18 protein-coding genes, 1 tRNA gene and 1 other RNA gene are annotated in these 16,925 nt (G+C 65.3%); 14 read left to right on the top strand and 6 right to left on the bottom strand.

What is annotated here, in order from left to right:
* The first annotated feature begins 451 nt into the window (after positions 1–451).
* Both Q7J26_RS00290 and Q7J26_RS00295 read left to right on the top strand, forming a co-directional pair.
* The gene (locus Q7J26_RS00290) at positions 452–928 is read left to right on the top strand and encodes a hypothetical protein (protein WP_304934538.1); all 477 of its coding nucleotides are present in this window, start codon (positions 452–454) and stop codon (positions 926–928) included.
* A 798-nt stretch (positions 929–1,726) separates the two neighbouring features.
* On the top strand, positions 1,727–2,758 hold the full coding sequence (locus tag Q7J26_RS00295; RefSeq protein ID WP_304934539.1) for a tyrosine-type recombinase/integrase: 1,032 nt from the start codon (positions 1,727–1,729) through the stop codon (positions 2,756–2,758).
* Between the two features lie 55 nt (positions 2,759–2,813).
* Here Q7J26_RS00295 and Q7J26_RS00300 read toward each other — a convergent pair.
* A tRNA-Ile gene (locus Q7J26_RS00300) sits at positions 2,814–2,889 on the bottom strand.
* 223 nt (positions 2,890–3,112) lie between these two features.
* Between Q7J26_RS00300 and Q7J26_RS00305 the strand changes: the two genes are divergently transcribed.
* Positions 3,113–3,859, top strand: coding sequence for an SIMPL domain-containing protein (locus Q7J26_RS00305; RefSeq protein ID WP_304934540.1), 747 nt, complete (start codon positions 3,113–3,115; stop codon positions 3,857–3,859).
* Between the two features lie 41 nt (positions 3,860–3,900).
* Here the strand turns inward: Q7J26_RS00305 and Q7J26_RS00310 are convergent, their stop codons facing one another.
* Positions 3,901–4,134, bottom strand: a complete 234-nt coding sequence (locus tag Q7J26_RS00310) for a hypothetical protein (RefSeq protein WP_304934541.1) — start codon at positions 4,132–4,134, stop codon at positions 3,901–3,903.
* Positions 4,135–4,250: 116 nt separating this feature from the next.
* The gene (gene panD / locus Q7J26_RS00315; protein ID WP_304934542.1) at positions 4,251–4,607 is read right to left on the bottom strand and encodes an aspartate 1-decarboxylase; all 357 of its coding nucleotides are present in this window, start codon (positions 4,605–4,607) and stop codon (positions 4,251–4,253) included.
* A 223-nt stretch (positions 4,608–4,830) separates the two neighbouring features.
* On the opposite strand from panD, the gene sppA reads away from it, so the two are divergent.
* The 3 genes from sppA (at position 4,831) to Q7J26_RS00330 (ending at position 7,821) form a co-directional block, all read left to right on the top strand.
* Entirely contained in the window at positions 4,831–6,609 is a 1,779-nt protein-coding gene (sppA, locus tag Q7J26_RS00320; protein WP_304934543.1) for a signal peptide peptidase SppA, read from the top strand.
* Between the two features lie 115 nt (positions 6,610–6,724).
* Entirely contained in the window at positions 6,725–7,048 is a 324-nt protein-coding gene (locus tag Q7J26_RS00325; RefSeq protein ID WP_304934544.1) for a hypothetical protein, read from the top strand.
* Positions 7,049–7,059: 11 nt separating this feature from the next.
* Positions 7,060–7,821, top strand: coding sequence for an N-acetylmuramoyl-L-alanine amidase (locus Q7J26_RS00330; protein WP_304934545.1), 762 nt, complete (start codon positions 7,060–7,062; stop codon positions 7,819–7,821).
* Here the strand turns inward: Q7J26_RS00330 and Q7J26_RS00335 are convergent.
* Entirely contained in the window at positions 7,818–8,114 is a 297-nt protein-coding gene (locus Q7J26_RS00335; protein ID WP_304934546.1) for a type II toxin-antitoxin system RelE/ParE family toxin, read from the bottom strand. The two genes, Q7J26_RS00330 and Q7J26_RS00335, sit on opposite strands and share 4 nt — an antisense overlap.
* Positions 8,115–8,312, bottom strand: coding sequence for a hypothetical protein (locus Q7J26_RS00340; RefSeq protein ID WP_304934547.1), 198 nt, complete (start codon positions 8,310–8,312; stop codon positions 8,115–8,117).
* A 78-nt stretch (positions 8,313–8,390) separates the two neighbouring features.
* On the opposite strand from Q7J26_RS00340, the gene rnpB reads away from it, so the two are divergent.
* An RNA gene (gene rnpB / locus Q7J26_RS00345) (RNase P RNA component class A) lies at positions 8,391–8,780 on the top strand.
* A 540-nt stretch (positions 8,781–9,320) separates the two neighbouring features.
* On the opposite strand, the gene Q7J26_RS17060 is transcribed toward rnpB, so the two are convergent.
* Positions 9,321–9,389 carry a hypothetical protein gene (locus tag Q7J26_RS17060; RefSeq protein WP_370651882.1) on the bottom strand — a complete coding sequence of 23 codons (69 nt, stop codon included), beginning with the start codon at positions 9,387–9,389 and terminating at the stop codon, positions 9,321–9,323.
* Here Q7J26_RS17060 and Q7J26_RS17065 point away from each other — a divergent pair.
* From Q7J26_RS17065 to mraY, 7 genes are read left to right on the top strand one after another with little or no spacing between them, the layout of a single operon-like run.
* Entirely contained in the window at positions 9,388–9,639 is a 252-nt protein-coding gene (locus Q7J26_RS17065) for a division/cell wall cluster transcriptional repressor MraZ (RefSeq protein WP_370651883.1), read from the top strand. The two genes, Q7J26_RS17060 and Q7J26_RS17065, sit on opposite strands and share 2 nt — an antisense overlap.
* Complete coding sequence (gene rsmH, locus Q7J26_RS00355; RefSeq protein ID WP_304934549.1) at positions 9,636–10,604, top strand: 16S rRNA (cytosine(1402)-N(4))-methyltransferase RsmH; 969 nt, start codon at positions 9,636–9,638, stop codon at positions 10,602–10,604. Before Q7J26_RS17065 ends, rsmH begins: the two co-directional genes overlap by 4 nt.
* The gene (locus Q7J26_RS00360; RefSeq protein WP_304934550.1) at positions 10,601–11,041 is read left to right on the top strand and encodes a cell division protein; all 441 of its coding nucleotides are present in this window, start codon (positions 10,601–10,603) and stop codon (positions 11,039–11,041) included. Before rsmH ends, Q7J26_RS00360 begins: the two co-directional genes overlap by 4 nt.
* The gene (locus tag Q7J26_RS00365; protein WP_304934551.1) at positions 11,038–12,810 is read left to right on the top strand and encodes a penicillin-binding protein 2; all 1,773 of its coding nucleotides are present in this window, start codon (positions 11,038–11,040) and stop codon (positions 12,808–12,810) included. The genes Q7J26_RS00360 and Q7J26_RS00365 overlap by 4 nt, the downstream gene beginning before the upstream one ends.
* The gene (locus Q7J26_RS00370; protein WP_304934552.1) at positions 12,807–14,270 is read left to right on the top strand and encodes a UDP-N-acetylmuramoyl-L-alanyl-D-glutamate--2,6-diaminopimelate ligase; all 1,464 of its coding nucleotides are present in this window, start codon (positions 12,807–12,809) and stop codon (positions 14,268–14,270) included. Before Q7J26_RS00365 ends, Q7J26_RS00370 begins: the two co-directional genes overlap by 4 nt.
* Positions 14,263–15,693 (top strand): UDP-N-acetylmuramoyl-tripeptide--D-alanyl-D-alanine ligase, encoded by a 1,431-nt coding sequence (murF, locus tag Q7J26_RS00375; protein ID WP_304934553.1) that lies wholly within the window; start codon positions 14,263–14,265, stop codon positions 15,691–15,693. Before Q7J26_RS00370 ends, murF begins: the two co-directional genes overlap by 8 nt.
* A 10-nt stretch (positions 15,694–15,703) precedes the next feature.
* Positions 15,704–16,813 (top strand): phospho-N-acetylmuramoyl-pentapeptide-transferase, encoded by a 1,110-nt coding sequence (gene mraY, locus Q7J26_RS00380; protein WP_183198029.1) that lies wholly within the window; start codon positions 15,704–15,706, stop codon positions 16,811–16,813.
* Positions 16,814–16,925: the final 112 nt, after the last annotated feature.

Here is a 16,925-nt window from a genome sequence, read left to right on the forward strand (position 1 = left end):
CCCTTTGTGGTTCCACGGTGAAGCCGGCTCCCTCAATCTCTCGAAGCTGGTTCTCTGTGCTTTGGTCGGCTGTGCTGACCCGAAGGTAGGCGAAGACGCGGCTCATAGGTTGGCTCCTGTATCGAAAACGGGATAGCGTAAATTCCCATGTATCGGAAACACGGTCAAGCTAGATTAGTATACACTCAGCAGTAGTGTATCGTAACCGTTCGTTTTCGATGCGCCCCGTTCATTCATTTTCGGCAATCTTGATGCCGCCCCCCTTCTCTGCGGTAGGATGGATCGCGACCAAATTTCCATCCTCGCGTGACGGCGATTGCAAGAATTGCAATGGGAGGTGCAGGGCGCGATTGGCTGATATTCATTGACTAAAGGCGGCGTTTGTGCTAGTAATGGCGTGCGCCCAGAGCGCCCACAACACTATAAAAAGAATAGAGCGAGCACATGAATAATGTTAAGAGAGAAACTAATTAGCCAATACAAGGGCTGGCTAGGAAATAACACATACGCGCTAACTGCGGTATTTAATAGAAACTATGTCTCCGCCGAGACCGGCGGGGAAGCGCTTCGAGAGTTCCACAAGCGTATTGACTGTGACCGCTTGGGTGGCCGCTTCTATGCGAAGCCAATTGGGCAGAGGTCTAGGTTGCTCGTGATTTCCGAAAAATGGGACGCTCATCCCCACTACCACGGGTATCTCGCACTGCCGGAAGGTGCAGAGATTGGGGTGGAGGAGATTAAAGACCGCTATGAGCAGATTTGGCGCGACGTATTCCCCGGTGGGACTATGCAGATTGACGCGCTTCACGACTTTGATGGTTGGGCAGGGTACGTCTCGAAGGAGGCCTATATCTTTGATGGAGCGATAGCTCTCGATAGCCTCGTCGATGGAAGTAAGGGCGGTTGGGTATTGCCAAAGCCGCGATAGACTGAGAAGCGAGTTTGAGCAGGTCTCACGAAAACCTGTGAACAGTTGAGGTAGGTTCGCATTGTAGCTACGCGAAACGATAGCCGCCTCTTCCCTGCACTGATGAAAAACCATTGCGCCCTCTCAACGAGAGCGTAATGTATGCGTGTGCCTGAATAGAAATAATATGTATATCACATTTAAGAACGCACTTTATGTTCGATAACTGCCAGTGATAATAATATAAATCACACTTGGAGACGCCTATAAGGAATACAAATCGCTCTAACATAAGAGTAAAAATACTCACCTATTGTGAATATTCAGATCATTTAATTAAAACTCGACTGAGTAAAAAATGGACTGCTGTCCGCGTTGCTTGACAGATGGAAGAAATCGTGTACAAGAACGCTCGACACCGCGAAAAGTCCTACGAGGACATCGGGGGGTCTTTCATTGACACTGATAAAGAAAAACAGACCATAATATATGGCTGCACTATTGGTTATAATCTACAGTGAGAACATCAAAGCACAAGCGGGCATTCAACGCTCCGCGTTTCATTGGACTGTCAAAGCTAAAAAATAAGAATTCCATTACCGCCGAACCGGTGGCGGATGTGGGTATCAAGGCTGGCCGGGGTCGGTCGCCATTCAAACAGCGGGATGTAGCACGCGCTCTCAGGGCGATGGAGCGGCAAGGGCGCACCGTCCGATCCGTCGAGTTCGACGGTTTTTCATTTGTGCTCGCTGACGCAGAGCCTAAAATTCCTCAGCCAAATGACTGGGACGAGGTTCTGGAATGGCAGGGAGCTAGCTGATGGCGAAGGTCGAGATTCCCTACGTTAAGACCTTCAAAGACCGCCACAACAAGGTTCGGTGCTACTACCGTCGCAAGGGTTATCCGCAAGTGCCGCTGCCGGGGCTGCCGGGTGACCCTGATTTCATGGCTGCCTATCGTGCTGCGGAAGCTGATGCGACTTCGGTGGTCAAGACGCAAAGGGAACCACCCAGATCATTCGGTTCGCTGCTTGTCCGGTATTATCAATCAGTGGGCTTTATGTCCCTGAAGCCTCAGACCCAGAAGAACTACAAGAATATCCTTGAGCGGTTCCGATCTGTACATGGAGCGAAAAGCTGTGTGACCATTACCGCGATACATCTCAACAGCATTTTCAATAAGATGATCGCGAAACCCGGCGCGTTGAGGAACTTGAGAAAGCGGTTGGCGAGTGTCTTTGCATATGCTGTTGAAATCGGCTGGAGGAAGGATAATCCAGTCAGAGACACAACATTGAGGCTGAAGAAATCGAACGGCCATATTCCTTGGTCTGAAGCTGACATCCAAGCGTTCGAGGCCAAGTGGCCAACCGGTACCCGCGAGAGAAGAGCATTGTGCCTCCTGCTGTACACAGGGCTGCGGCGTTCAGACGTGGTAAAGCTTGGCCGTCAGCACGTCTCTGACGGGGAGATATCGGTAGTTCAGAAAAAGACTGGTGAAAGGGTTTCCATTCCCGTTTTGCCCGAGTTGCGTGCCGAAATCGAACATGCGGAGGATATGATTTTCGTACTCACGCAGTATGGCAGACCCTTCAGCGAGGCCGGGTTCACCGCTTGGTTTGTTGAGCGAGCGAAGCAAGCTGGCTTGTCGAAGCGCACCCCTCATGGCTTGCGAAAAGCGTGTGGCAGACGTCTGGCCAATGCTGGCTGCACGTCAAAACAGATCGCAGCAGTGCTGGGACAATCATCGCTGTCTCAAATTACTACGTACACGAAAGATGCTGATCAAGCGCTCCTAGCGCGAGGCGCAATGGAACGACTGAGGGGTGAAGAGCGAACGTCTAGTGTCTAACCGAGGTGTCAAACCGGCGACGCTGTGTTGATATCCCTCGCGAATTGGGAGGGGGTGGTAGGCCCGGAGGGACTCGAACCCCCAACCAGACCGTTATGAGCGGTCGGCTCTAACCATTGAGCTACAGGCCCCCAGGACGTGCGACCAAGTCGCGGCGCGGCGGGAGGAACCGCCTAGCAGGCGCGGATGCGGCTTGCCAAGAGGCGCGTCCGTACGCGGCATGTTTCCGCGAATTCACAAACATGAACGGAAACCGACATGGAAGCGCGGGCGTTGGTTCAGGGATAAAAGGCCAAGGTTGCGGCCAGAGATCGACGAACCTGTCGGTCGGGATCGTTCTACGGAGACTACCCCATGAAAAGCGCGTTCAAATCCCTGATGCTGGGCAGCGCCCTGACGGCGGCCGTCGCCCTGAGCGCGGTCGCGCCCGCCATGGCCCAGACCGTGCAGCCGGTGCAGATGATGCAGCCGGCGCCGTCGCTGAACCTGTCGGCCTATGGCGAGGTCAAGGCCGCGCCGGACATGGCGACCATCAGTTTCGGCGTCCAGACCGAGGCGACGACCGCTCAAGAGGCCATGCGGGACAATGCGACCCGGATGACCCAGGTCATGGCCGCCCTGCGTCGCGCCGGGATCGCCGAGCGGGACGTCCAGACCTCGGGCCTGAACCTGTCGGCGCAATATGACTATGTGCAGAACGAACCGCCCAAGCTGCGCGGCTATCAGGCCGTGAACCGGGTGACGGTGATCATCAACGACCTGACCAAGGTGGGGACCACCGCCGACGCCGTCGTCTCCGCCGGAGTCAACCAGATCGACGGCATCAGCTTCGGCCTGAAGGACCCGACCGTGGCCGAGAACCAGGCTCGCCAGATGGCGGTGCGGGCCCTGCAGGCCAAGGCGCAACTGTACGCCCAGTCGCTGAACGTCCAGCTGGCCGGCATCCGCAATCTGAGCGAAGGCGGCGGCTATTCGCCCGCGCCGCAGCCGCAGTTCGCCGCACGCGCCATGGCGCTGGAGAGCCGTGACAGCACGCCGGTGGCCGCCGGCGAACTGACGGTTCGGATCGACATCACGGGCGTCTACGACATCGCTCGATAAGGCGTGAGGGGCGATCGCCAAGGCGGTCGCCCCGACCTTTGCTATCCGCAGTTCAGCGGCTCATAGGTCGAATAGGCTGTAACCTCGCCAGTGGCGTAGCGGCTGTAGTCACAGGCTGTAAGCAGGGTACCCACCTCGTTCGTCAGCTCAGGGTCCGAAAAATACCGGATATAGCTGGGAGGCGGTCCATCCGGAGGAATGATCGGATCGGCGTGAGCGCTTATGGACATGGCGGCTAGCAGAGCGGCCGTCGCGGTGATCAGCTTGAGTCTCATCTTGATCTCCTATGCCGGAATGGCATCGGCATAGGAGATTATCAAATGCACAATCTCAAGATGATTTTCTCTATCTTTAGGGTGTTTTATAGGCTTTGCCGGGCTGCGGGTAGCTTTCAGCCGGCGCGCTTGATCTCGTTGTTGTCGTCCAGCAGCACGACGTTGGGCGTCCACTGGCGGGCTTCTTCCTGGGGGAGTTGGCCGTAGGTAACGACGATCACCTTGTCGTTCTTCTGGACCAGGCGGGCGGCGGCGCCGTTGACGCCGATGACCTTGGAGCCGCGCGGGGCCTCGATGGCGTAGGTGGTGAACCGGGCGCCGTTGGTGATGTTCAGCACATCGACCTGCTCGTGCGGGAAGATGCCCGCCGCGTCCAGCAGGTCCATGTCGATGGCGATCGAGCCTTCGTAGTCGAGGTCTGCCTGGGTCACCGTCGCGCGGTGCAGCTTGGATTTCATCAGGGTGACCAGCATGGGGCGGTCTCCGGTCTATGGCGCGGGGCGACAGGCCCCCGCTCGTTGGCCGCTCATATAGGGATTTCCGGGGCGCGCATCAATCGCGGCGCGGCGCCGCAACAGGAACGGGTGCGGCGCCGAAGGACGAGCCCGGGTTGCAGGACGTTCATTTGACGGTGACCGTTCCGCGGCTATGGTGAAGCCGAGCCATTTTCGGCCTCTTGCGAGCGCGCCTTCTCCCATGAAGCAATTCTTCCTGACGGTCCTGGGTGTCTTCACCGGACTGATCCTGTTCGTCGTCGTCATTCCGGTGGTGCTGCTGACCGTGGCGATCGCGAGCTCGTCCAAGCCGACGGCGCCGACGACTTCGGTGCTGGAACTGGATCTGCGCGAGGGGATCACCGATCAGGTCTCGACCAATCCGTTCGCCGCCTTCAGCGGCGACGGCCTGTCGGTGATGCAGGTGGTGGACGGCCTGGCCCAGGCGCAGGACGACAACAACGTCAAGGCTCTGCTGATCCGCCTGCCGGAAAGCGGCATGACCCCGGCGACGGCGGACGAACTGCGCCAGGCGGTCCGCCGCTTCCGCGCCTCGGGCAAGCCGGTCATCGCCCACAGCCAGGGCTTCGCTCCCTCCGGGGCGGTGATGTCCACCTATATGGTCGGGGCCTCGGCGTCTGAGTTGTGGATGCAGAACACGGCCGGCTTCCAGGCGACGGGCTTCTCGGCCGACAGCGTCTTCCTGGGCCGGGCGTTCGAGAAATACGGGGTGCGCGCCGATTTCGAGCAGCGCTACGAGTACAAGAACGCCGTCAACGAATACACCCAGAGCGACTATACCGGCCCGCACCGCGAGGCGATGACGGCCTGGATGACGTCGCTGTACGACAGCGCCCTGGCCAACGCCGCCCAGGATCGCAAACTGACCCCGGCCGCTCTCAAGACCGTGATCGAGGCCGGCCCCTATTCGGCTGAACAGGCCCTGTCGAACAAGCTGATCGACAAGATCGGCCAGGTCGAGGAGGCCGAGGCCGAGATCAAGCGGCGCGCCGGCAAAGGCGCCGAGATCGTCGAGTTCGGCCAGTACACCTCGGACAAGGGCGAGCGGACCGGCTCGGGCAAGAACGCCATCGCCATCGTCGGCGGCGAGGGCGCGATCGTGACCGGCCGCAGCGGCGGCGGGAGCTTCGGCGGCGGCTCGTCGATCCATTCGGACGACACGGCCGAGGCCATCTATGACGCCATCGAGGACAAGGGCGTGAAGGCCATCGTCTTCCGCGTCTCGTCGCCGGGCGGTTCGCCCGAAGCCTCGGAACAGATCCTGGCCGCCGTGCGCGCGGCCCGCGCGGCGGGCAAGCCGGTGGTGGTGTCCATGGGCGCCTATGCAGCCTCGGGCGGTTACTGGATCAGTTCGGAAGCCGACTGGATCGTGGCCCAGCCCTCGACCCTGACCGGCTCCATCGGCGTGTTCGGCGGCAAGTTCGTGGTGGCCGACGCCCTGGGCCGGTTCGGCGTGGACATGCGCGAGCTGACGGTGGGCGGTCAGTACGCCGACGCCTTCTCGCCGACCCAGTCCTTCACCCCGGAACAGCGGGCGGCCTTCGCCGGCTCGATGGACCGGATCTATGATGACTTCATCACTCGCGTGGCGACGGGCCGCAAGCTTGAGCCGACCCGCGTGCGCGAGATCGCCAAGGGCCGGGTCTGGACCGGGGCCCAGGCCCTGCCGCTGGGCCTGGTCGACCAGTTGGGCGGCCTGACCGAGGCGGTGGCCAAGGCCAAGGCCCTGGCCAAGATTCCGGCCGGCGAGTCCGTGCGCTTCAAGCATTTCCCCAAGCAGAAGTCGCCGTGGGAAGCCCTGTCCGAAATGTTCGGCGTTCAGAGCGAGGCGGCCCAGGCCCTGGTCATGCTGGGCGGCGTCATGGCCGATCCGCAGGCCCAGGCCGTGATGCGCCGCATCGAAGGCGAGCGGATGCGCAGCGAGGGCGCGGTGGTCCTGGCCGACCAGCCGATGTTCTGAGGCCGACAGTGACGATCCATCGCACGCAGGCTTGAAGGGTGATCCATTGACCGCGAGGCCCGATGGACCGACATTGCGGGATGGGCGTTCTTCGGGACGCCTGAAAGGATGACCCATGTTCCAGCCTGAACGTCTCGCCACCATTGGTATCGCCGCCCGTCGCCGGCCCAACGGCCTCGTGGCCTCGGTGATGTGGATCGCCGGCCTGATCGCCGGCGTCGCGGCTCTGGCTGTGGGCGCGGTCCTGGCCGTCTTCACCGCCGCCGCCGTCGCGGTGATCGCCCTGTTCGCCGGGGTTCTGGTCTTCCTGGCCGGTCTGGCCATGCGGGCGCGTCGCAACATGGCGCCGCGTCGCCGCGCCGGGGACCCTGACGTGATCGAGGCGCATAAGGTCGACGGCACCTGGGTCGCCTATGGCTGGGAACGCCACGGCCGCTGAGGCCTGAAGCCATGGTTGACCTGATCGCGGCGCCCTCGCCGAACTTCGACACGCGTCGTTCGCCGCCCGACATGCTGGTGCTGCACTATACCGGCATGCAGACGGGCGAGGCCGCCCTGGCGCGGTTATGCGACCCCGAGGCCAAGGTGTCGGCCCATTATATGGTCGAGGAAGACGGCCGGATCTTCCAGCTCGTGCCCGAGGAACGACGCGCCTGGCACGCGGGGGCGGGGGTCTGGCGCGGCGAGGACGACTGCAACGCCGCCTCCATCGGCATAGAGATCGTCAACCCCGGCCACGAGTTCGGCTATCGGCTGTTTCCCGAGGCCCAGATCGCGGCGGTCATCGCCCTGATCGGCGACATCCGGGACCGCTGGACCATTCCCGACAACCGCATCATCGCACATTCCGACCTGGCGCCCGCGCGCAAGACCGATCCGGGCGAACTATTCCCGTGGAAACGCCTGGCCGAGGCAGGGCATGGCCTGTGGTTCGAACCCGCGGCCGAGCGGATCAAGGCCCTGGGCGGCCTGTTGCAGAAGGGCGACCAGGGGATCGGCGTGGTCGTGCTGCGCGCCGGCCTGCACCGGCTGGGCTATGGGCTGACGCCCGGCGGCGACTATGACGCCGAGACCGAGACCACGGTCCGCGCCTTCCAGCGCCACTGGCGGCCGGAACGGATCGACGGCGTCGCTGACGGCGAGACGCGGGCGCGGCTGGTGGGGTTGCTGCAACTGGCCAGCGTCGAAAGCGTCACGGGCGTGCTGGACTAGGGGGCTGCGCGGTTCTGGAAGGGGCCGACGACACGCAGGAGAGATATCGTGCGGGCGCGATCATCGACCTGATAAAGAATGCGATGGCCTTCGACAGGGCGCTCTCGAACGCCTGTCGTTTCACCTTCGGGCCATCGGAATGGCGTGAACTGCAGTTCGATGATAGCGCGCGTGATGCGGGCGGATCGCAAGCGCGCCTTCAGCCCGCTGCCGGGCTGAGACAGCCAACGGCGCACGGCCAACAGGTCGGCGCGCGCTCGAGCGGTGAAGATGACCCGGTAAGGCCCGCTCATTCAGCTGAGACGGGGTTCTTCTAGGTCTTCGCCGGCTGCCCAGCGATCCAGCCATTCTAGGGCTTCGTCACCGGAAATGACGCGCCCGGCGGCGATGTCGGCATAGGCTTCGGCCAGGAGGGCGCGCTCATGGACGAGGCGGTGCTCGCGCTGCTCCGCGCTTTCCGGCGTCGTCATCTTCGAGGCGGGTTCGGCCATAGGATGATGATATCCCATTTACGACCTCGACGCATCCGTTGGTTGACCTGCGCGGCGCAGCGGCGCATCTAGCCCCCGCCAGACGGCTGGGCGGTCGCGGCGGGACTTGATCCCGTCGAGGAAAGTCCGGGCTCCACGGTGAAAAGGCGGCGGATAACTTCCGCCCGGGGCGACCCGAGGGATAGCGCCACAGAAAGCAAACCTCCGGCCTTGCGAGGCCGGTAAGGGTGAAAGGGTGGGGTAAGAGCCCACCGCGTGCCTGGCAACAGGGACGGCATGGCAAGCCCCGCCTGGAGCAAGACCAAATAGGGACATCGCGCGGGGTTCGCCCTGCGGGGCTCACCGCCTCAGATGTCCGGGTAGGTCGCGAGAACCGTCCAGCAATGGACGGTCCAGAGGAATGATCGTCGTCGCTCCGGGTTTCGGCCCGGGGCGGAACAAAACCCGGCTTACAGGCCGTCTGGCTCTTTTCTTTTTGGTCCGGCCTGCGGGGGGCGGGTTAAGCGTCGGCGCTCGCCGATCTTGCGCCGAACCGCCTGTTTATCCCCGTATTCCGCCGTTCTGCGCGGCCGCACACATCGCCTGCGGCGTTAACCTCTTGTCGCCATGGAAGAGATTAGAATCCTTCACAGGCTGTGAGTATACCGTGTGTTCTGTGTATGTTCTGTTCATTAAGTCGTGGTTAGGCCGCCACAGGTCAAGACATGGTTAAGTATCGTTACCCAATCCCATTGAGACCCATTTCGTCCCATGCTATCCCAGTCACATGATTTGGGGCTGAGAGGCGGGCGCGTCGGGCGTTCGTCAGGGCATCTAGGGGCGGGCTGAAGGGCTCGATGGACAGGGCGTGTTTCTCTCGACCTACGAGAAACAGTTGGACGGCAAGCGCCGTCTCCTGATCCCTAACGATTTCCGCACGACCGAAAACGGCGCGGCCGGCGGCGTGTTCATCTTCCCTTCCATCGAGGCCGACTGTCTGGAAGCGGGCGGGGATCGCCTGTTCGCCGTCTATGCCGAGATGATCGAGTCCCTGCCGTTCGGCTCGGAAGAGCGGTCGGCGCTGGAGTGGCAGGTGATGGGCGAGCAGGTGCGCCTGGCCTATGATTCCGGCGGCCGCATCACCCTGCCGGAAGGCCTGTGCGCCGAGGCGGGTCTGGAAGACACGGTCGTGATCGTGGGGCTGAAGGACCGGTTCCAGATCTGGTCGCGCGAGAAATGGGCGGCCCGACGCGCCGAACAGCGGGCTGCGGCCAAGGCCGGCATGGCCCAGATCGGCGCCCTGAAGCTGGCGGCCCAGATGAAGCTGGCGGCGGGAGGCGGATCGTGAGCGAAGCGCCCCACGCCCCCGTCCTGTTGGCCGAGGTGATCGAGGCCCTGGCGCCCGGTCCCGGCGACGTCGTGATCGACGCCACCTTCGGCGCGGGCGGCTATACGCGCGCCATTCTTGCTACGGGCGCCCAGGTGATCGGCCTGGATCGCGATCCGACGGTTCAGCCGCACGCTGACGCCGTGGCCGCCGCCTTCCCGGACCGTTTCCAGCTGGTGCGGACGCCCTTCTCGGGCCTGGCTCAGGCCTTCGCCGACAGCGGCAAGGCCAGGCTGGACGGCGCCGTGTTCGACATCGGCGTCTCGTCGATGCAGCTGGATCAGGCCGAGCGCGGCTTTTCCTTCATGCGCGACGGGCCGCTGGACATGCGGATGTCCGACGACGGGGCGACCGCCGCCGATATCGTCAACACCTGGGACCACGGGCCGCTGGCCCATATCTTCAAACTGTATGGCGAGGAGCGTCAGTCGGGCCGGGTGGCGACCGCCATCCTGCGCCGCCGTGTCGAGCGGCCCTTCGACCGGACCCTGGATCTGGCCGAGGTGGTCGAGAAGGCCCTGGGCGGCCGTCGCGGTGCGCCGATCCATCCGGCGACGCGGGTGTTCCAGGCGCTGCGGATCGCGGTGAACGATGAACTGGGCGAGCTGGAACGCGGACTGGAAGCGGCCGAGGCGACTCTGGCGCCTGGCGGCCGTCTGGCGGTCGTCAGCTTCCATTCGCTGGAAGACCGGATTGTAAAAGCGTTTCTGACCGAGCGGACCGGCAACACCCCGGCGGGGTCGCGCCACGCCCCGGTCGCGATCGATCCGCGCAAGCCCAGTTTCACGCTTCAGTTCAAGGGCGCGCGCGAGGCGGGCGACGAGGAACGGTCGGCCAATCCGCGCGCCCGTTCGGCCAAGCTGCGGGCCGCGATCCGCACCGAGGCGCCGGCCTGGGCGTCGCTGAGCGGGAGGGCGGCCGCATGACGGCGACGCCCTTCTTCACCTATTCCCGCACCGCCCTGCAGCGCCTGTTCGACTGGAAGGTACGCGGCGTGCGCTGGATCGAGATCATCGGCGTGGCCCTGGTGGCCGTGATGATCGTGTCGGTCTATGCGGCCAAGGCGGCGGCGGCGCGCGAGAGCAGCCGTATCGCCCAGCTGGAGCAGGACATCCGCGAGAACGGCCAGCGGGTCCGCCTGCTGCGCGCCGAGGTCGCCCGGCTGGAGCAGCCGGCGCGGCTGGAAAACCTGTCGCGTCAGATCGGCCTGGCGCCGGTTGAGGTGCATCGCCAGGCCAAGGAAGATCAGCTTCCTGCGCTGAAGTCGGCGCCTGTCGCTGCGCCCGCCACGCCCGCTGCGCCCGTCGTCGTGCAGGCCGCCCCGGCTGAGATCGACGCCGCTGCGCCGGAGACGGTGCAATGAGCGTTCAGGATCATCGCTATCATCGTCCTGCGCCGGGCGTGGACCTTCAGGGTCGGTTGTCGCCCTTCTGGCGCGGTCTGTCCGAACTGGTCTGGCGGCTGGAGCACGGGTTCGAACGGGCGCGCGCCGACGCCCGGCCGGAAGAAGACACCCGCGTCCGCATCTTCCTGATCCTGATCGTCTTCTCCTGTGTCTTTGCGGGCCTGGCCATCGGCGCCTCGTACAAGGCCCTGTTCGGCGAGGCGGGCGGCCGCTGGGCCGGCGCCAATCCGGACGCCCTGGTGCGCGGCGACCTGACGGACCGAAACGGCGAGCTGCTGGCGACCAATATCGTCCACTACGGCCTGTATCTGGACCCGACCGAGATCTGGGACCGCGACCTGGCCTTCCGTCAGCTGCGCCGGGCCGTGCCGCGGCTGTCGGCCGCGCGGCTGCACAAGGTGCTGGACGGAGATCGGCGCCTGATCGCCCTGACCGGGCTGACGCCGCAGGAGAAGGCCGCCGTTCACGACCTGGCCCTGGGCGGCGTGACCTTCGAGCCCGAGGATCGCCGCGCCTATCCGCTGGGAACCTCGGCGGTGCATCTGATCGGCGACGCGGACACGGGCGGCGAGGGCGTCTCGGGCGCCGAACTGGCCTTCAACGACGAGATCCGGGCGGCGGGTCAGCGGGGCGAGAGCTTCCCCCTGTCCATCGACCTGCGCGTTCAGGGCGTGCTGGAGAATGAACTGGCCGCCGCCGCGATCAAGAACCAGGCCAAGGGCGCGGTCGGCATCGTCACCGACGTCCAGACCGGCGAGGTCCTGGGCATGGCCAGCTGGCCGAACTTCAGCCAGTCCAATCGCGGCGCCGCGCCGGATGGGGCGACCCTGAACCGCGCCGTCTCGGGCCACTATGAGATGGGGTCTGTGTTCAAGACCTTCACCGTCGCCGCCGGGCTCGACACCGGGCGGGCGGACATGAGCACCCTGTTCGACGCCTCGCAGGCCTTCCAGATCGGCGACCGCAAGATCAAGGACTTCCACGCCCAGAACCGGGTGATGACGCTGGAAGAAGTCTATCTGCATTCGTCCAACATCGGCACGTCCCAGCTGGCGGTGCAGATGGGGCCGGACACGATGCGCGACTATTTCCGCCGTCTGGGCCTGTTGGACGCCGCCGGGATCGAGCTGAAGGAATCGGCGCGCCCGGTCGTGCCGCGTCGTTGGGACAGTTCGACCCTGGCGTCGCTGTCCTTCGGTTACGGCATCATGATCACCCCGGCCCAGATGGTTCAGGCCATGGGCGCGCTGACCAACGGCGGGCGGATGGTGCCCCTGTCCCTGCGTCGCGGCGGCGCGCGGGGCGCCCAGCCGCAGCAGATCGTCACCGAAGAGACCTCGCGCGCCATTCTGGAGCTGATGCGCAGCAATGTGGTCAAGGGTTCGGGCGGCTTCGCCGATGCGCCGGGCCTGCGGGTCGGAGGCAAGACGGGTTCGGCCAACAAGCTGGTCAACGGCCGTTATGATCCCAGCCGCGCCCTGGGCTCTTTCGCCGCCGTCTTCCCGGTCGATGGCCCGCTGGACGCCAAACGCTACGCCATCTTCATCCTGATGGACGAGCCGGGCGCCTATCCGAAGACCGGCGCCTATGTGGCCGCGCCCGCCGTGCGCAATATCGCCGACCGGATCGCCGGCTTCCTGGGCGTCGAGCGGCGCGACGACCGCTGGCGCACGGCCACCGGCGAAAAGATTCCGGAATATCAGGACGTGCAGGGAGACGGCCTGTGAGCGCGCTTCACCTGTCCGACCTGCTGCGCCGCGACCTGGCGTCCGATCCGATCATCACCGGCGTGACCGCCGACAGCCGCAAGGTCGCGCCGGGCGCCCTGTTCGTCGCCCTGCCGGGCACGGCGGCGGACGGCCGCGCCTTCATTCCACAAGCCCTGGCCCAGGGGGCGGCCGCCGTTCTGGCGCCGAGCGACACGCCGGACAGCGCCGCCCCTGTGCTGGTGACCTCGGGCGACGTGCGCCGGGCCTACGCCATCGCCGCGCGCGGTTTCTACGGCGTCCAGCCCAAGACCTGCGTGGCGGTGACGGGCACCAACGGCAAGACCTCGGTCGCCACCTTCTGCCGCCAGATCTGGGCCGGCCTGGGCCACAAGTCGGCCAGCATGGGCACCCTGGGCGTCGTCGGCCAGAAGGGCGACAAGACCTACGCCCTGACCGGCCCCGGCCTGACCAGCCCCGACGCCGCCGAGGCCGCCCGCCTGATGGCCGAGCTGGCCGCCAAGGACGTGACCCATGTGGCGCTGGAGGCCTCGTCGCACGGCATCGACCAGCGGCGGCTGGACGGGGTCGCGCTGAAGGCGGCGGCCTTCACCAACCTGACCCAGGACCATCTCGATTACCACGGCACGATGGAGGACTATCGCGCCGCCAAGATGCGCCTGTTCGAGGCCTTGCTGCCGCGCGGGCGGACCGCCGTGCTGAACGCCGATTCCGACGCCTATTCCGCCTTCGCCGCCGCCTCGATCATGGCCGGTCTGGGCGTGATGGGGGTGGGCGAACGCGGGCGCGACCTGACCCTGATCGGGCGCCGCGCCACGCCGGAGGGCCAGCGTCTGACCCTGGACGTGCGGGGCGAGGTTCGCGAGATCCTGCTGCCGCTGGCCGGCGCCTTCCAGGCCTCGAACGCCCTGGTGGCGGCGGGGCTGTGCATCGCGGCCGGCGACAAGGCCGATGCGGTGATCGGCGCCCTGGAAGGCCTGACCGGCGCGCAGGGACGGCTGCAACGGATCGCCGGGTCCGAGACCGGATCGGGCGGCGAGGTCTATGTCGATTACGCCCATACGCCTGACGGGCTGGAGACGGTGCTGACCGCGCTGCGGCCCCATGCGACGGGCCGGCTGATCGTGGTCTTCGGCGCCGGCGGCGATCGGGATCGTGGCAAACGACCCCTGATGGGCGAGATCGCGGGGCGTCTGGCCGACGTGGCCATCGTCACCGACGACAATCCGCGCAGTGAAAATCCGGCCGAAATCCGCGCCCAGGTGCGCGCCGGCTGCGCCGATGCGCTGGAAATCGGCGACCGCCGCGCCGCCATCGAGGCCGCCGTCGAAATGATGCGTGACGGGGATGTGGTGGTCATCGCCGGAAAAGGGCATGAACAGGGGCAGATCGTCGGCGGGACGACCCATCCCTTTGACGACGCCACCGTCGCGTCCGAGGCCCTGTCTCTTCATGCCTGAACCCACCGCCCGCCCGCTCTGGACGGCCGCCGAAGTCGCCGCCGCCACGGGCGGCGTGCTGCATGGCGACGACCGCCCGATCACCGGCCTGACCTATAACAGCCGCGAGATCGTCCCCGGCGATCTGTTCCTGGCGCTGAAGGGCGCGCGTGACGGGCATGAGTTTGCGGCGAATGCCTTTGCGGCGGGCGCGGCGGCGGCCCTGGTCGAACATCCTGTCGAGGGCGGGGCCTATGTCGTCGTGCCCGACACCCTGCACGGGCTGGAGGCGCTGGGCGTCGCCGCACGCGAGCGGGCGCCCCATGTGAAGCGCGGCGCCGTCACCGGCAGCGTCGGCAAGACCAGCGTGACCCAGGCGATCAAGGCGGGGCTGGATCTGGCCGGTCCGGCTCATGCTTCGATCAAGAGCTACAACAACCATATCGGCGTGCCGCTGACCCTGGCGCGGATGCCGGTCGAGACCCGCCGCGCCGTGTTCGAGATCGGCATGAACGCCCCGGGCGAGATCGCGCCCCTGTCGCGCTTCGTGGCGCCCCACGCCGCCTGTGTGACCACGGTCGGCCCGGTCCACATCGAGGCCTTCGCCGACGGTGAAGCGGGGGTGGCGCGGGAAAAGGCGTCCATCTTCCAGGGGCTGGTCCCCGGCGGCACGGCGGTGGCGAACGGCGACGTGGCCTTCGCCGGCGTCCTGTGCGACGCGGCTAGGACGGTCGGGGCGCGCCTCGTGACCTTCGGGACCGATGCGGGCCATGACGCCCGGCTGCTGGACTTCCGCCCGGACGCGGAAGGGGCGACCGTCTTCGCCGAACTGTTTGGCAAGTCGCTGGAGTACCGGCTGGCCCAGTCGGGCGCCCACTGGGGCCTGAACAGCCTGTGCGTCCTGCTGATGCTGGACGCCCTGGACGTCGAACTGGACACGGGGCTTCAGGCCCTGGCCGGCTTCCAGCCGCTGGCGGGGCGGGGGCAGACGCGCACCGTCGCCGTGCCGGGCGGCGCCCTCCCCCTGATCGACGAGAGCTACAACGCCAATCCCCTGTCGATGACGGCCGGGTTCAAGAGCCTGGGCGCCCGCCCGACGGCCGGGCGCCGGATCGTGGTCCTTACCGACATGCTGGAACTGGGCGACCAGAGCCACGCCCTGCACGAGGGCCTGGCCCAGCCGATCGACGCCGCCGGCCTGGATCTGGTCCATGCGGCGGGCTCCGAGATGCGGCGCCTGTACGACGCCCTGCCTGCCGCGCGACGCGGCCTGTGGCGCGAAACCGCGGCCGAACTCGCGGCTGAGGCGTCCGCTCTGGCGGGACCCGGCGATATCGTCATGGTCAAGGGATCGAACGGATCCAAGGCGTCCCTGGTCGCCAAGGCCCTGGCCGAGCTGCAGACCGCCTCTTCAAGCCCCGACGCGCCGCGCGCGACCCGATAGAGACCCCCGCATGTTCTACCTTCTGTATCTCTATTACGCCGACGTCGCGCACCAGTATCCGCTGCTGAACCTGATCCAGTATCAGACGGTCCGCACGGCCTTGGCCCTGGCGACAGCGGCCATCGTGGCCGTGGCCATGGGCAGCCGGTTCATCAACTGGATCCGCACCAAACAGGGCAAGGGCCAGCCGATCCGCGAAGACGGTCCGGTGTCGCACCTGTCCAAGGTCGGCACCCCCACCATGGGCGGGCTGATGATCCTGGCAGGCATCGGGGTGGCGGTCTTCCTGTGGGGCGACCTGACCAACCCCTATATCTGGATCGTCTCGGGCGTGACGGCGGCCTTCGGGGTGTTGGGCTTCATCGACGACTACGCCAAGGTGACGAAACAGACCTCGGCCGGCCTGACCTCGAAACAGAAGCTGCTGGCCCAGACGGTGGTGGCGGTGATCGCCGGGGTTCTGACCGTGCTGTGGATGACGGCCTCGCCGACCTCGCCGGGGCTTGAGACCTCGATCGCCTTCCCCTTCTTCAAGGCGGTTCTGCTGAATATCGGCTGGTTCTATGTGGCCTTCGCCGCCTTCACCATCGTCGGCTTCTCCAACGCCGTGAACCTGACCGACGGTCTGGACGGACTGGCGACTGTGCCGGTGATGATGGCGGCCGGAGCGTTCGGCGTGATCTCCTATCTGGCCGGCAACTTCGTCTTCGCCCAGTATCTGCAGGTCCACCATGTGCCGGGCGCCGGCGAACTGGCCATCTTCTGCGCCGCCATGATCGGCGGGGGCGCGGGCTTCCTCTGGTACAACGCCCCCCCGGCCAAGATCTTCATGGGCGACACGGGTTCGCTGGCCCTGGGCGGGGCCCTGGGCGCCATCGCGGTCACGACCAAGCATGAACTGGTGCTGGGCATCGTCGGCGGCCTGTTCGTGATGGAGGCCGCCTCGGTCATGATCCAGGTCGGCTATTACAAGCTGACCAAGAAGCGAATCTTCCTGATGGCGCCGATCCACCACCATTTCGAGAAGATGGGCTGGCCGGAATCGACCGTCGTGATCCGCTTCTGGATCATCGCCGGGGCGCTGGCGCTGGTCGGTCTGTCGACGCTGAAACTGCGGTGAGCAGGCACGCTCATCTTCCGTCATCCTCGGGCTTGACCCGAGTATCGGGCGCCGGTCGGGCTGTGCGTCTGTCCGTTCGCACCGGCGGCGGATCCTCCGATCCTCGGGTCAA

Origin of the sequence: Brevundimonas sp. (genome assembly GCF_030656255.1) — a bacterium.
Lineage (GTDB): Bacteria > Pseudomonadota > Alphaproteobacteria > Caulobacterales > Caulobacteraceae > Brevundimonas.

What these genes read in the sequence shown, in the direction of transcription:
- Q7J26_RS00290 (WP_304934538.1), top strand. Translation starts at nt 452, where the DNA reads ATGTTAAGAGAGAAACTAATTAGCCAATACAAGGGCTGGCTAGGAAAT.
- Q7J26_RS00295 (WP_304934539.1), top strand. Translation starts at nt 1,727, where the DNA reads ATGGCGAAGGTCGAGATTCCCTACGTTAAGACCTTCAAAGACCGCCAC.
- Q7J26_RS00305 (WP_304934540.1), top strand. Translation starts at nt 3,113, where the DNA reads ATGAAAAGCGCGTTCAAATCCCTGATGCTGGGCAGCGCCCTGACGGCG.
- Q7J26_RS00310 (WP_304934541.1), bottom strand. Translation starts at nt 4,134, where the DNA reads ATGAGACTCAAGCTGATCACCGCGACGGCCGCTCTGCTAGCCGCCATG.
- panD (WP_304934542.1), bottom strand. Translation starts at nt 4,607, where the DNA reads ATGCTGGTCACCCTGATGAAATCCAAGCTGCACCGCGCGACGGTGACC.
- sppA (WP_304934543.1), top strand. Translation starts at nt 4,831, where the DNA reads ATGAAGCAATTCTTCCTGACGGTCCTGGGTGTCTTCACCGGACTGATC.
- Q7J26_RS00325 (WP_304934544.1), top strand. Translation starts at nt 6,725, where the DNA reads ATGTTCCAGCCTGAACGTCTCGCCACCATTGGTATCGCCGCCCGTCGC.
- Q7J26_RS00330 (WP_304934545.1), top strand. Translation starts at nt 7,060, where the DNA reads ATGGTTGACCTGATCGCGGCGCCCTCGCCGAACTTCGACACGCGTCGT.
- Q7J26_RS00335 (WP_304934546.1), bottom strand. Translation starts at nt 8,114, where the DNA reads ATGAGCGGGCCTTACCGGGTCATCTTCACCGCTCGAGCGCGCGCCGAC.
- Q7J26_RS00340 (WP_304934547.1), bottom strand. Translation starts at nt 8,312, where the DNA reads ATGGCCGAACCCGCCTCGAAGATGACGACGCCGGAAAGCGCGGAGCAG.
- Q7J26_RS17065 (WP_370651883.1), top strand. Translation starts at nt 9,388, where the DNA reads ATGGGCGAGCAGGTGCGCCTGGCCTATGATTCCGGCGGCCGCATCACC.
- Q7J26_RS00360 (WP_304934550.1), top strand. Translation starts at nt 10,601, where the DNA reads ATGACGGCGACGCCCTTCTTCACCTATTCCCGCACCGCCCTGCAGCGC.
- Q7J26_RS00365 (WP_304934551.1), top strand. Translation starts at nt 11,038, where the DNA reads ATGAGCGTTCAGGATCATCGCTATCATCGTCCTGCGCCGGGCGTGGAC.
- murF (WP_304934553.1), top strand. Translation starts at nt 14,263, where the DNA reads ATGCCTGAACCCACCGCCCGCCCGCTCTGGACGGCCGCCGAAGTCGCC.
- mraY (WP_183198029.1), top strand. Translation starts at nt 15,704, where the DNA reads ATGTTCTACCTTCTGTATCTCTATTACGCCGACGTCGCGCACCAGTAT.